The following is a 14,176-nucleotide window of genomic DNA, read 5'->3' on the forward strand; positions in this document are numbered from 1 at the left end:
AATATATTCTATGTTTGTTCTGTTTCGATGAGGGAGTGCCCGGATGGTCCAAGAGTCCGCGCCATACAGGCCCCGCAAGGGCCGGGGGGCCGTCGACAATCCGGATGTGCGCTATGATCCCCACAGCCGATCACCGATTGATGACGGCTGGGACACCATCGAGCAGGACCTCCCGCCTCTGCGCACCACCGTCGAGACCGATACCAGCCGCTCGATCATCACCCGCAACACGTCACCGGATATCCCTTTCGACCGGTCCATCAATCCCTATCGGGGCTGCGAGCACGGCTGCATATACTGTTATGCAAGACCCAGCCATGCCTGGCTTGGCCTGTCACCGGGGCTGGATTTCGAGACCCGGCTGTTTGCCAAGCCCGACGCCCCGGCCTTGCTGGAAAAAGAACTGCGCAAGAAAAACTACCGTTGCGCGCCGGTGGCCCTGGGCACCAATACCGATCCCTATCAGCCGGTGGAGCGGACGCTGAAAATCACCCGGAGCATTTTGGAAGTATTGGTTCAATACAAGCATCCTTTCACCATCGTCACCAAATCAGGCCTCATTGCCCGGGATCTGGACTTGATCGGCCCCATGGCCCAGGCGGGCATGGCCCGGGCCTGTTTGTCGGTGACAACCCTGGACGAGGATCTGGCCCGCGCGCTGGAACCCCGCGCCGCCCGCCCGGCCAAGCGGCTGGCCACCATCACCGCCCTGGCCGAGGCCGGAGTCCCCACCGGTGTGATGGCGGCGCCGATGATTCCGGGGCTTACCGATCACGAACTGGAAGCCATCCTCACCGCCGGTCAAAAAGCCGGGGCCGTTCACGGATCCTATTTGATGATCAAGTTACCGCAAGAACTCGAAGGCCTGTTCTCCGACTGGCTGCGGGCGCACCGCCCGGCGCGGGCCGAGCGGGTGCTGTCGTTGATTCGGCAATGTCGCGGCGGCCAACTGAGTGATGAACGCTTCCACAGCCGCATGAGCGGGACCGGCCCGGTCGCCCGGTTGTTGTCGCAACGGCTGAAGGTGATCAGCCGCAAGCTGGGATTGGACGATTCCATGACTCCCCCGACATTGGATTGCAGCCGCTTCGCGCCACCGCCCCGGGCGGGGGATCAACTGGCGCTATTCTGAGCGCCCGCCACAGATTCCGTTGACCTTGGCCCATTCCAAATCGGTCATGGCGATGCCGTCGGGCCCCTGAATCTCTCGAATGGCGGTGGCGCGATTTTCGGACAGGGGGTGGCTGGAGACCCAGGCAAGGGTTTCTTCCAGGCTCCCCTGATCCTCGGCCAAGCGGTCGAAGAAGCGGGCAAAGGGTTTGGGATCCCAGCCCGCCGTGGTCATGATGGCGACGGCCAGATCGTCGGCCTCGCGCTCCTTGTCACGGGAATAGACCCCATTGATCACCGATTCCCCCAACAGGGCCAGGGCCGCGCCGCCGGTTACGTCGCCGATCAATAGCGAAATCAGCACCGAGGTTCCGGCCGCCTGTACCGCCATTTCGGTGGGGTGCCGCTTGGCCAAATGCCCCATTTCGTGGGCCAGTACGCCGACCAACTCATTGGGGTGCTCGACCTCTTCGATCAAGCCCCGAAATAGCAGCATGCGCCCCCCGGGCAGGGCGAGCGCATTGACCAGATCCGTGTCTATCACCGTCAGGCTGGGCGGATGCTCCAGGCCCATGCGGGAATCCGTGGCCAAACGTTGGTTGATCCGGGCCAGAATAAGGGCGCCATCCTTTCCGGCGCAGACCATCCGGTCCGGGTCCTTGCCATCCAGCCGGGCGATGGTTGTGATAAGAAACTCCTCGGTGGCCTGCCCCAGATCCCGCTCCCAGTCTCCGGGCAGGGACAGGGCCACCACCCGGGCCAGCCAGGGCAGTACCACGAAGAACAGCAGCAACACCGACAGGGTCGCTCCACCGCCCCAAAGCAGCATGGGTCGGCCATGGCTTTGCCAGGTTACATCGCTCTTGGTCAGATTGGGGCACCAAGGGGCAATGACGTTGAAATCCGCCTGAAAAAGCATGAGCCGGGCATCCCCAGATCGCCCCAGACCCAATCGCCCGGGGCGTTCCCCGTCCGGTCGATCCAATAGACGCACCTCGGCCAGCGGCCAGCGGGCAAGGATGGTCTCGCTGTCGTCGCGAAGGACCAGGTCCGCCGCCTCGCGGGCTACCGAAACGGAATGGCGGCGGGAACTCAGGCCGTCGTGAAAAGTACCCTGGGCCAAGGTCAGAACGCCCCCACATCCAACCCGTCGGCCAGCCCCTCGCCATGGGATGGCCGTTCGGCGGTGGATTGGGCCACGGCCGTTAGCGGTTCCAGGCCGGTGGTCTGGAAGGTCTCGCAGAAATGCTTCAGCAGCGGATAGATCAGCAGCAGGGTGACCAGGACTCCCTGCAACAGCGTGAACAGCAAGAACCCCAGGATGGCCAGCCCGATGGCGCTTTCCGTCCCGCCGCTGGCCATGCTCAGAAAAGGTAGCATGACCAGAACGAAGAGCGCGCCCAGGATTACCAGGGTGGCCCCCAGGGCGATCACAACCACGCGTCCGAAGCGGATATCGGCGCTGAAACGGGTCCCGCCGAAAGACAGGGCCTGGCTGAACAACTGGACCTCCCGCACCCGGTACCAATAGTAGGGAATGACCGACAGGGCGAAGACGACAAAGGCAAAGGCGATAATGGGGCCGGAGATTTCACCTTCCATGGTGGACCCGGAATCCATCAACTCGGCAATAAACAGGGTGCCACTGCCGATGGCCACCGTCGCCACCCCGAAGCAGCCCAGGTAAGCCAGCCAGGGCAACAGCAGGGAACGCGCCAGATCCGGCGCGGGAATGAACGAGAAGGCGCCATCGCCGAAGCGGGCGTTGTCCGCTCTATATCGAGTCAGCGCAACCCGCATCCAGGGATAGGTGATACCGAGGGTGAGGGCGGTCCACAGACTCCATTTCATGGCCAGCATCACATAGCCCATGGTCTTGCCGTCGAGGCCGAAGCGCACGCCGCGCCAAGCCGTGCGGGACAGGCGATAGCGGGTCAAACGATAGACGGCCATCTGGATCAACAGATAATAAACCAGAAATTGGGAAATCGTGACGGCCATGTAGGCCGGTGAGTCCGGGGACCCGGCGAATTGCGCCAGCGCACCGAAAATCAAGCCGACAGGAAACAGAATCACCAAGGCGAACAGGAAGCCTTTGAACAACTCACCGCCGGTGCCCAGGTACTCCAGGTGATCATTGCCGACCCGCAGATGATTCCAGAAATAACGCCGCACATGGGTCTTGGCCCAGAAGCGGTAGATCCCCAGGGTGAGAACGGTCAGGATCGTGTTCTTGATCAGCAACCCGATCAGTGGCCCCCGGCGCCCGGTGAAGCCCAGCCAATCCTTCTTCGGCGGCGAACTTTCCGCCGGGCCTTCGGTCGTGCTCGGTACAGAACCTTCCATGGCTTTTCCCCTTTGCCCGGCATTGACCGGAGCCTACATTGAATCCGGCATTGGCGGAAATACTAATGAAAGGCGATAAGTATTACAATATGCAGCCATATGATTTAGATGGGTCACCCCATGCCTGACCTGAGCTGGGAACGAGACTTGGCAACGCGCTTCGGCACCCCGGTGGCGGGCATCGACGAGGTGGGGCGCGGCCCCTGGGCCGGGCCGGTGACCGCCTGTGCGGTGATCCTCGATTTCGACTGTCTGCCCAAGGGCCTGGATGATTCCAAGAAACTAACCGCCCGGCGGCGCGAGGCCCTGTTCGAGCCGATCATGACAACCGCCCGGGTGGGCTTGGGTGAAGCCAGCGTGGCGGAGATCGACCAACTCAACATCCTTCAGGCGACCTTTCTGGCCATGCACCGGGCCATCGCCGCCTTGCCAATGGTTCCGGCGGCGGCGCTGATCGACGGCAACAAGGTTCCGCCGGAGCTGCCTTGCCCGGCGGAAGCCGTGGTCAAGGGTGACAGCCGATCCCTGAGCATCGCCGCCGCCTCCATCATCGCCAAGGTGACCCGCGACCGGTTGATGAGCCAACTGGATGAGCAGTTCCCCGGCTATGCCTGGGCCGACAACGCCGGGTATGGCACCAAGGCCCATCAAGACGGTCTGGCGCGGCTCGGAGTCACGCCCCATCATCGGCGCTCATTTGCCCCCATACGCAAGATGTTGAGTCCCCGGGAGTCCTGAGATTCCACATGTAGGCGCAAACATTTATTAACATGTCTTTGATTCAATTAGGGTCTTCACGTCGACTCCTTGGGGGACCCAAACCGTGGCCACGAGCAAGAAACCGAGCCTGCAAACCGACCGGATCATCATGGGCGACAGCATCGCCGCGCTGGAATCCCTGCCTGATGAATGCGTCGATATGGTCTTCGCCGATCCACCCTATAACCTGCAGCTCGATGGCGAACTGTTGCGCCCCAACAATTCGGTGGTCGATGGCGTGGATGACGCCTGGGACAAATTCGATACCTTTGGTGCTTATGACGGCTTTACCCGTCGGTGGCTGTCCGAGGCCCGCCGGGTATTGAAACCCAACGGGACCTTGTGGGTGATCGGTTCCTATCACAACATCTATCGCGTCGGCTCGATCTTGCAGGATCTGGAATACTGGATGCTCAACGATATCGTCTGGCGCAAGGCCAACCCCATGCCCAACTTCCGTGGACGGCGATTCACCAATGCTCACGAAACCATGCTCTGGGTGGCCAAGTCCAAGGATTCCAAGTACCGCTTCAACTACGAGTCCATGAAGGCGCTGAATGAAGATCTCCAGATGCGCTCGGACTGGTACCTGCCTATCTGCACTGGCGGCGAGCGAGTGAAAGACGAAAACGGCGACAAGGCCCATCCGACCCAGAAGCCCGAATCCCTGCTCCACCGGGTGATCATGGCCTCCACCGAGGTGGGCGACCTGGTGCTTGATCCGTTTTTCGGCTCCGGGACCACCGGTGCCGTGGCCAAGCGTCTCTGCCGTCGGTATCTGGGTATCGAGCGTGATCCAAAATATATCGATGTGGCCCGCAAGCGCATTGCGCAGGTGGTGCCCGCCCCCGATCCGCAATTGGTCAATTCCCCGTCCAAGCGCGAACAGCCGCGCATTCCCTTCGGCTGGCTGGTGGAGCGGGGGCTGCTGGAGCCGGGCACCGTGCTCTATGGCCCCAAGAAGCGCCATTCTGCCCGGGTGCGCGCCGACGGAACCATCATCACCGCCGACTTCAAGGGCTCCATCCACAAGGTCGGCGCCCATGTGCAAAAGGCGCCGAGCTGCAATGGCTGGCAGTTCTGGAATATGGACGTGGAAGGGACCTTGATCCCCATCGACATGCTGCGTCAGCAGCTGCGCGCGGAGTTGCACTGATACCCGTTCGGTGGATCAGTATTTCAACCAGGTGGGCATGTGCAGGCGCATGCGACGTTCCATTTCGTCGTCGAAGTCCTGCATCAATTCGTCGGTGATTTCGAACCAGACACGATCCCGCTCGGCCAAGGTGATGCCTTCGGGGGTGGTCACCGACCGGCTGGCCCGGGTGGATGCCGTGGCCAAAACATTGCCCCGGGTGTCGCGGATTTCCAGTGTCGCGGCCACCCGCACATGATAGCGATCAGATTGTTCATTCTTGAACAGACCACTGACCCCCCGATCGGTTTTCAGCCCTTCCTTGCGGGCCGAGGCATCCTCGATCATCAGCACGGCAATACCGTTGGCGCCCCGCGCCCGTAGGCGGTCCGAGGCCCAGGAACGCATGGCGGTGAGCGGCGGAACCGGGAACTCATGGTCCACATTGGGGTCCTGCATGGGCGGGAAGTAGCGAGACTCGACCCGTACGCCGGTGACATCCAGGTTCAAAGGGCCCTGCTGCGTGAAGCTGAGGGAAAGGGAGGGCCGCTCGGGCGCCGCCGTGTCGCAGGCCGCCAGGGTGACCAGGAAAACGGCCAAAGCCGCTTTCACGATGGAAAGTCCATGGATCATCCGGTCATGGTGCCACGACCGGCAGCCGCCTACAAGACCGTCATCAGCCCCATTCGATACCCTCAATGTCGTTGAAGGTCAGAACCTCGCCGGTATCCAAATCGGTGACGGTGCCATTGGCACTGTCGGTAAAGCTGTGCAAATCCTGATCCGAATTGTTGGGATCGATGGTGAAAGTTTCGCCATCGTCGGTTTCCACTTGCCAGCCCAAATCGTCGGCACCCTTGGATGACGAATCCAAGTGAACCATATCCGTCCAATCGCTGCCGCCATATACCGAGTCGTTGCCACCACCGGCGCCCCAGACAAACAGATCGTCGCCGTCGCCACCGTACAGCCGGTCATTGCCGGCGCCACCGGTCAGAACATCGTCGCCGTCATTGCCGTACAGCCGGTCATTGCCGGTCCCGCCAATGATGGTGTCGGCATCCGCCGAGCCCTTGATGGTGTCGTGCCCGGCCCCGCCGTCAATGGCCTCGACGCTTTCCAGTGTCGTGTTGGTGAAGTCCAGGGTATTGTTGCCCGACGACCCGGAAATGGTGTCGTTACCGGCCCCCGCGTCGATGGTCTCCACCGTGCGATAGTCGGCGAAATGGTCGGTGGTGATGGTGTCATCGCCATCGGTCGCCACCACCGTATCCTCACCGGCGCCGCCCGAGAAACGGTCCCAGCCGTCGTTGGAGTCGACCATGAACACATCGTCGCCGTCATTGCCGTACAGCCGGTCATTGCCGGTCCCGCCAATGATGGTGTCGGCATCCGCCGAGCCCTTGATGGTGTCGTGCCCGGCCCCGCCGTCAATGGCCTCGACGCTTTCCAGCGTCGTGTTGGTGAAGTCCAAGGTGTTGTTGCCCGAAGACCCGGAAATGGTGTCGTTACCGGCCCCCGCGTCGATGGTCTCAACCGTGCGATAGTCGGCGAAATGGTCGGTGGTGATGGTGTCATCGCCATCGGTCGCCACCACCGTATCCTCACCGGCGCCGCCCGAGAAACGGTCCCAGCCGTCGTTGGAGTCGACCATGAACACATCGTCGCCGTCATTGCCGTACAGCCGGTCATTGCCGGTCCCGCCAATGATGGTGTCATTCAGGCTGCCGCCCTGGACCGTGTCATGACCGGCCTGGGCATCATAGATCTTGTCGGCGCCATAGTCCGAGTCGGCGGTTGCCAGGTTGACGTTGTTGTTGCCATTGGTAAACAAAGAGGAATCGACCACCGGAGCTTCCGCCACATCGACCACGGTCACATTGAGATCAGATGTACTGCTGCCGCCCTGGCCATCCACGACCGTATAAGAGAAACTCAGATCGCCATTCCAATCGGCATCGGGGGTGAAGGTCCAACTGCCGTCGCCGTTGTCCACCAAGGTGCCGTTGGATACCCCGTCGATACTGGAAACCGTCAGGGCGTCGCCGTCCGCATCGGCGGATCCCGCCAGCAATTGGGTCTCGGTGATGGTCAGGGTGCCATCTTCGTTCATGGTGAAGGACTGATCGGTGGTGGTCGGGCCGTCATTGACCGAGGCCACGGAAATATCCAGGTCCGCGGTGCTTGATCCGCCTTCGCCATCCACGACCGTATAAGAGAAACTCAGATCGCCATTCCAATCGGCATCGGGGGTGAAGGTCCAACTGCCGTCGCCGTTGTCCACCAAGGTGCCGTTGGATACCCCGTCAATGGAAGTCACGGCCAGGATATCGCCATCCGCATCGGCGGATCCGGCGAGCAAATGATCCTGTTAAAGGGTCAGGGTACCATCTTCGTTCATGGTGAAGGACCCTTTAGGGGTGGTCGGGCCGTCATTGACCGAGGCCACGGAAATATCCAGGTCCGCGGTGCTTGATCCGCCTTCGCCGTCCACGACCGTGTAGGAGAAGCTCAGATCGCCATTCCAATCGGCATCGGGAGTAAAGGTCCAACTGCTGTCGCCGTTGTCCACCAAGGTACCGTTGGATACCCCGTCGATACTGGAAACCGTCAGGGTATCGCCGTCCGCATCGGCGGATCCCGCCAGTAATTGGGTCTCGGTGATGGTCAGCGTGCCATCTTCGTTCATGGTGAAGGACTGGTCGGTGGTGGTCGGACCGGAATTGACGGTGATTGCCTCAATCAGGTCTTCATCGGTACCGGTCAGGGCCAGGGTCACGGTGGCGGTGTCACCTTCTTCGTTCTCGACGATGACGACAAATTCGTCGTTCACCGGATCCACGATCCCATCGTCCACCGGCGCGAATTCATAGCCGCCGTCTTGGAAGACCACCAACTGGCCGCTATCGGTTTGAACCTGGACGAATTCCCGGCCTTGGTCGTCTGTCTGGACCTGTTCCGAATCGCCGAAGGAAACGCGGTTGCCTCGAAAGCTGACTTCCCGAACAAACAATCCGCTGGTATCACGGCCTTCATCCGCCAACTTGGACAGCAGATTGCCATGGACGGACGAACTGCCGATGCTTGCATCGGTGGCTTCGATGGCCTCGGCGGCACCAGATTGGGCGCCCCCTTGTTCGATGGCCTCTTGGGTTTGGCGCTGAGTGGATTGGACATTGCCCATGGCAACCAAGTCTTCGCCGCTTTCATCGCCGGGGCCACGAACCAGATCCTGCTCCTCGACGTCATCAAGGCCCGGGCCGGAGTCTTCATCCATGAACGCCAGATCCTGATCATCACCTTCGGGACCGTTACGCGGGGCGTCGTCGTCCTGTTCGGGATTGAGATCATCATTCATTTGTTCGGCCATCAATCGTCTCCGTCCATAGGTATCATAAGGCGCAATTCCGCCTCGCTCATGGCTCCACTATGCTATCAAAAAGGATAGGACGACTGTGATGGATATCACAATAATTCCGATATCGTAACGTTTTCGGCGGATTTTCTGATGAAAGACCGCTTTGGATCGATGGAGCCTGAAGGTTATTCTGGCTCGAGGAGCGATTTAAGCGGCGTGCCGTCCATGACATAGGTAGTTTGGCAAAACTCGCAGGTGACCTCGATTCGGTCATCGACCACCATGTCGGCCACCTGATCGACCGGAAAGGCCTTGAGCGTCGCCTCGACCTTTTCGTATGAGCAACGGCAGTTGAACCGCAGAGGCCGGGGGTCATAAACCCGCACGCCATCCTCGTGGAACAGCCGCAACAAGAGCTGCTGCGCCGGAAGAGATTCATCGGTCAATTCCATGGCCTTGGCGCTGGAGGCCAGGATCACTCCCCGGCGCCAGTTTTCTTCGGCGTCATCCGGATCTTCGCCCGCCGCATCCGGCAACCGCTGGACCATCAATCCCCCCGCGCGTTCCCCGTTGCAGGCCAAAAGAATCGCCGTTTCCAACTGTTCCGAGGTGCGGAAATAGGCCTGGGCACATTCCCCCAGGGTGGCGCCTTCCAGTTCGGTGATGCCCTGGTAGCGTTCCGTGTCGGCGCCCTGGTCGACGGTAAAGGCCATCTGTCCGGCGCCCAGCAGGTGCGGCACATCCGCGCCGTCGAGGCCATCGATCCGGTCCCGCTCGAACCGGGCATAGCCGCGCATGTCGCCGTCCGACGACACGTCCAAGACCAGCATGGAAACCGGTCCATCGCCTTTGATTTGCAAGGTGAATAGGCCATCGTACTTGAGTGACGAGGCCAGCACGGCGGCCAGAGCGGCGGCCTGGCCCAACAGGCGGGCAACCACCGGCGGGTAGTCCTGCCCCGACAGCAGATCAACCAGGGCCGGGCCCAGGCGCACGAGACGGCCCCGCAGACCGCAGGGTTCCACCTGGAATGGCTGGATCAGGTCATCGTCCATCATCGGAGCGGTCATCGGTCCAGACACCAGGCCAGAACGCCCTTTTGCGCATGCAGGCGGTTTTCCGCTTCATCCCAGACCACCGACCAGGGGCCATCGATGACGCCCTCGGTCACTTCCTCCCCCCGGTGGGCGGGCAGACAGTGCAGGAACAAGGCGTCGGCCTTGGCCTTGGTCATCAGATCCTCGTTTACCTGGAACGGTACGAGCATTTCGTGACGAGCCTCGGCATCCGCGTCGCCCATGGAGACCCAGGTATCGGTGACCACGCAATCGGCGCCCGAAACGGCCGTTCTCGGATCATCGGTGACGACAATCTCGGCTCCTTCCTTACGTGCCCAGTCCACCACATCGGCGTTGGGCGGCAATTGCTTCGGACAGGCCAGGCGCAGGGTGAAATTGAATCGGGCCGCCGCCTGAATGAATGAACTGGCCACATTGTTGCCATCGCCGCACCAGGCCAGAACCTGTCCTTCAATCCCGCCGCGATGTTCCTCAATGGTCATGATATCGGCCATCAACTGGCAAGGGTGCGAGGCATCGGTCAGGCCATTGATTACCGGCACGGTGGCATGGCTGGACAATTCAATCAGCTTGGCCGGATCGTCGGTGCGAATCATGATGGCGTCCACATAACGCGACAGCACCCGCGCCGTATCGGCGACGGTTTCACCGCGCCCCAGTTGGGTGGTGGAATCATCCATGATCACCGTGTTGCCGCCCAATTGATGGGCCGCCACCTCGAAGGACACCCGGGTCCGGGTGGAAGGCTTCTCGAAGATCATCGCCAGAGTGCGGCCCTCCAACGGCAGGTCCACCCGCGAACCGGTCTTATAGGCCCGACCCGTATCAAGGATGGCGCGCAGCGTGTCGCTATCCAACTGGTCCAGGTCCAGAAAATGCTTCGGTGCCGTGGTCATGACTGTTGCTCCTCTTCGATCTCGCGACAGACCGTCGCCAGCAGGGATAGGGCGTCGTCAATTTCCGCCGCGCCGACAATCAGCGGCGGCAGCAATCGGGCCACGTTCTCTCCGGCGGGAACCAGCAACAGTCCCCGGGCCCGGGCCCTAGTAATAAAGTCTGTATTGGTCACATGGTCGTTGCATCGCAGACCGCGCATCAGGCCCATGCCCCGGCTCTCTATCAGTATGGTCGGATAACGGGCGACCAGTCTGTCCAAACCCTGACCCAATCGCGCGCCCATGGCTTCCACGTTGGCCAAAAAGCCTTCCTCAGTCATCACGTCGAGCACGGCGTTCGCCACGGCCATGGCCAGCGGGTTGCCGCCATAGGTGCTGCCGTGACTGCCGGGGGTCATGCCCTTGGCCGCTTTTTCGGTGGCCAGACAGGCGCCGACCGGAAAACCGCCGCCCAGCCCCTTTGCCACGGCCATGATATCGGGTTCGATGCCGGCCCATTCGTGGGCGAACAGCTTGCCGGTGCGTCCGGCGCCGCTTTGGACTTCGTCGAATACCAAAAGCAGGCCGAATTCATCCGCCGCGGCGCGCAGGCCACGCAGGAATTCCGTGGTGGCGGTATTGATTCCACCCTCGCCTTGGATCGGTTCCACCAGGATGGCCGCGGTTTTTTGACCAATGGCGGCGCGCAGCTCATTCAGGTTGCCGAATCGCACATGGTCGAATCCATCCATATCCGGGCCGAAACCATCGAGCATCTTCCTTTGCCCCCCGGCGGCGATGGTGGCCAGGGTGCGGCCATGGAAGGCATTGGTGCAGCAGATCACCCGATGTTTTTCCGGATGGCCATCGGCATGGTGGTACTTGCGCACCATCTTGATGGCACATTCCACGGCCTCGGCCCCGGAATTGGTGAAAAAGGCCGTATCGGCAAAGGTCAGATCCACCAGCCGTTCGGCCAGGGTTTCCTGGCCCGCGACCCGATAAAGATTGGAGCAATGCCATAGCTTGCCCGCCTGCTCGGTCAGCGCAGCGACCATACGGGGGTGCGCGTGACCCAGCGCGTTCACCGCCACGCCAGCGGCAAAATCCAGATACCGCTTTCCCTCCGTATCAAAAAGAAAGCAGCCTTCACCGCGCTCGAACGCCATGTCGATGCGGGCGTAGGTGGGCATAACCGCCGTAATCATCACTCTCGTCTCCCGAACTGGCCGCAAACTGGGCCAAGGTCCGATTCGAAAAAACGCGGAGTATCCTTTTCACAAGCGCATCTGTCAATCACGATGATTGTCAATTTAAAATGAATCAGAAAAAACAGTCTCTCGGCTGGTTCGGATATTTGGGCTATACTGGCCGATCAATCGGGGGCTTGAAATTCCCGTGGGGAGCAATTCGCCATGGACGGCATGGATATTATTGCACTTCTTTCATTGCCGATTGCCGTGATCATGGCCGGTCTATGGCTGGTGGCACGGCAACGGTTACGGGCCCATGCCGCCGAAAACAAGGAGACGGCCCGGCAAATCCGCTCCATGGTGGCCGCCACGTCCGAAGGGTTCTGGGTTATTGACCCGGTGACCAAGGTATCCCTGGATGTCAATGACGCCCTATGCGTCATGCTCGGCTATGGGCGCGAGGAGATTTTGGGGAAAACACCCCTGGCCTTTGCCGATGAAGCCAACGCCGCCATATTTAAAGAGCAAACGGGCAAGATCGGCACAACCGATCACCGGACCTATGAGATCACTCTGACCCGCAAGGATGGCTCGGCCTTGCCTTGTATGTTCAACGCCACCACGCTGCGCGCGGAAGAAACGCGCGAGGCGGTGGCGGCATTCGCCTTTGTTACCGATCTCACTCAGATCAAGGCATCAGAAGCGGAACTGCGCGATATCCACGCTACTTTGGAAAAACGCATCGAAGAACGCACGGCCCGACTGCGAGAAAGCGAACTACGCTTCCGCAGGCTCTATGAACAAGCCCCGCTCCCCTATCAATCCCTCAATGCCGAAGGGCGGATCATCGAGGTCAACGATGCTTGGCTGAAATTGATGGGTTATGGCCGTTTGGATGTTATCGGCCGTCCTATTTCCCAGTTTCTGGCCCCGGGACAGGAAACCCTGCTGGAAGACCGGCTGCCCAGATTCCTGAAAGAAGGCGATATCCACGATGCGGAATTCCGGATGCAGAATAAGACAGGCGATACGCGCATCGTCAGTGTCGAGGGCCAGATCGGCTACGAAGAATCAGGAGATGTCCGTCAGACCCATTGCATCCTCACCGACATTACCAGCAAGATCGAGGCCGAACGGGAACTGCGCCGCAGCGAGGAAAAATATCGGCGCCTGGTAGAGGAAATCCAAAGCGAATACTTTTTATACTCCCATACCGTTGATGGGGTGTTCGACTATGTCAGTCCCTCGGTGACGGCAATTCTCGGATACCGGCAAAATGAATTCATGACCCATTACGGGGAATACCTGACCGACTGCGCACTCAACGACCAGGTCATGGCCCATACGGAAGCCGCCATTCGCGGTGAGAAACAGCCCCCTTACGAGGTGGAGATCACCCATAAGGACGGCTCTGTGCGACGATTGGAAGTGGCCGAAAGCCCGGTGACCGACGAGTCCGGACGGGTGGTCGCGGTGGAAGGCATTGCCCATGACGTGACACAAAACAAGGAAGCCGAAGCCCGTATGCTGCGCACGGTGGAAGAGCTGACCCAGTCCAACATCGAACTGGAGCGATTTGCCTACGTGGCCTCCCACGACCTTCAGGAACCGTTGCGTACCATCATCAGCTTCTCTCAATTGCTCAGCCAAAAGCATGCCTCTGCCCTTGACGATGAGGCCAAGGAGTACCTGGAATTCGTTGCCGAGGGGGCCACCCGCATGAGCGGCCTGGTCAACGGCTTGCTGGAATACTCCCGGGTGACCGCCCGTGCCGAGCCCTTCGGGCCGGTCAAGGTGGGCAAGGTCTTGGATGCCGTGCAACGGAACCTCAATGAAAGCATTGTCGAATCAGGGGTGGTCATGGAAACCGATGATCTGCCCGAGATCCGCGCCGATGGCATGCAGATTGGCATGCTATTTCAAAACCTGATCAGCAATGCCATAAAATACCGACACCCCGACAGACCGCTGGTTATTCGGCTGCAAGCGGAGCGGCGATCATCGGCCTGGCGCTTTAGCGTTGCCGACAATGGCACCGGGATCGCGCCCCGCTACCATGCGCGTGTCTTCGAGATCTTCCGTCGCCTGCATAGCCCGTCGAGCCACCCCGGCACCGGAATCGGCCTCGCCCTATGCAAGCGCATTGTCGAGCGTCATGGCGGACGGATATGGGTGGATTCCGAAGAAGACGAAGGTGCTTGCTTCCGCTTCGACCTGCCCTTCGAACCCCAGGAAACCCCGGAAAGCGACGAGAGCGGATCCCGGTTGCCCCCCGACCCATCCATTGAGTAGTCTGGGGGCCGGATCGAACCTCGGAGGAT

12 protein-coding genes are annotated in these 14,176 nt (G+C 60.6%); 4 read left to right on the forward strand and 8 right to left on the reverse strand.

The window, feature by feature from the left end:
* The first annotated feature begins 43 nt into the window (after positions 1-43).
* Positions 44-1,132, forward strand: a complete 1,089-nt coding sequence (locus MGMAQ_RS16825) for a PA0069 family radical SAM protein (protein WP_046022462.1) — start codon at positions 44-46, stop codon at positions 1,130-1,132.
* Here the strand turns inward: MGMAQ_RS16825 and MGMAQ_RS16830 are convergent.
* Positions 1,124-2,233, reverse strand: coding sequence for a M48 family metallopeptidase (locus MGMAQ_RS16830; RefSeq protein ID WP_046022463.1), 1,110 nt, complete (start codon positions 2,231-2,233; stop codon positions 1,124-1,126). The two genes, MGMAQ_RS16825 and MGMAQ_RS16830, sit on opposite strands and share 9 nt — an antisense overlap.
* 2 nt (positions 2,234-2,235) lie before the next feature.
* A complete protein-coding gene (locus MGMAQ_RS19900; RefSeq protein WP_052716497.1) occupies positions 2,236-3,456 on the reverse strand; it encodes a YjgN family protein in 1,221 nt (406 codons plus the stop codon).
* Positions 3,457-3,576: 120 nt separating this feature from the next.
* Between MGMAQ_RS19900 and MGMAQ_RS16840 the strand changes: the two genes are divergently transcribed.
* Together MGMAQ_RS16840 and MGMAQ_RS16845 are read left to right on the forward strand one after the other, a co-directional pair.
* Positions 3,577-4,194 carry a ribonuclease HII gene (locus tag MGMAQ_RS16840; RefSeq protein WP_198409133.1) on the forward strand — a complete coding sequence of 206 codons (618 nt, stop codon included), beginning with the start codon at positions 3,577-3,579 and terminating at the stop codon, positions 4,192-4,194.
* A 130-nt stretch (positions 4,195-4,324) separates the two neighbouring features.
* Entirely contained in the window at positions 4,325-5,371 is a 1,047-nt protein-coding gene (locus MGMAQ_RS16845; protein WP_046023466.1) for a site-specific DNA-methyltransferase, read from the forward strand.
* A 15-nt stretch (positions 5,372-5,386) separates the two neighbouring features.
* On the opposite strand, the gene MGMAQ_RS16850 is transcribed toward MGMAQ_RS16845, so the two are convergent.
* The 6 genes from MGMAQ_RS16850 to MGMAQ_RS16875 all read right to left on the reverse strand — a co-directional run bounded on the left by MGMAQ_RS16850 (position 5,387) and on the right by MGMAQ_RS16875 (position 11,870).
* Positions 5,387-5,962 (reverse strand): hypothetical protein, encoded by a 576-nt coding sequence (locus tag MGMAQ_RS16850; RefSeq protein ID WP_148561003.1) that lies wholly within the window; start codon positions 5,960-5,962, stop codon positions 5,387-5,389.
* Between the two features lie 64 nt (positions 5,963-6,026).
* A complete protein-coding gene (locus MGMAQ_RS16855) occupies positions 6,027-7,712 on the reverse strand; it encodes a cadherin-like domain-containing protein (RefSeq protein ID WP_046022465.1) in 1,686 nt (561 codons plus the stop codon).
* A 9-nt stretch (positions 7,713-7,721) separates the two neighbouring features.
* Complete coding sequence (locus tag MGMAQ_RS16860; protein WP_046022466.1) at positions 7,722-8,720, reverse strand: cadherin-like domain-containing protein; 999 nt, start codon at positions 8,718-8,720, stop codon at positions 7,722-7,724.
* A 173-nt stretch (positions 8,721-8,893) separates the two neighbouring features.
* Positions 8,894-9,778 carry an Hsp33 family molecular chaperone HslO gene (locus tag MGMAQ_RS16865; RefSeq protein ID WP_046022467.1) on the reverse strand — a complete coding sequence of 295 codons (885 nt, stop codon included), beginning with the start codon at positions 9,776-9,778 and terminating at the stop codon, positions 8,894-8,896.
* Complete coding sequence (gene argF / locus MGMAQ_RS16870; protein WP_046022468.1) at positions 9,775-10,683, reverse strand: ornithine carbamoyltransferase; 909 nt, start codon at positions 10,681-10,683, stop codon at positions 9,775-9,777. Before argF ends, MGMAQ_RS16865 begins: the two co-directional genes overlap by 4 nt.
* The gene (locus MGMAQ_RS16875) at positions 10,680-11,870 is read right to left on the reverse strand and encodes an aspartate aminotransferase family protein (protein WP_046022469.1); all 1,191 of its coding nucleotides are present in this window, start codon (positions 11,868-11,870) and stop codon (positions 10,680-10,682) included. The genes argF and MGMAQ_RS16875 overlap by 4 nt, the downstream gene beginning before the upstream one ends.
* Before the next feature lie 207 nt (positions 11,871-12,077).
* On the opposite strand from MGMAQ_RS16875, the gene MGMAQ_RS19905 reads away from it, so the two are divergent.
* Entirely contained in the window at positions 12,078-14,147 is a 2,070-nt protein-coding gene (locus tag MGMAQ_RS19905; RefSeq protein ID WP_052716499.1) for a PAS domain S-box protein, read from the forward strand.
* Positions 14,148-14,176: the final 29 nt, after the last annotated feature.

This window comes from Magnetospira sp. QH-2 (assembly GCF_000968135.1).
Classification (GTDB): Bacteria; Pseudomonadota; Alphaproteobacteria; order Rhodospirillales; family Magnetospiraceae; genus Magnetospira.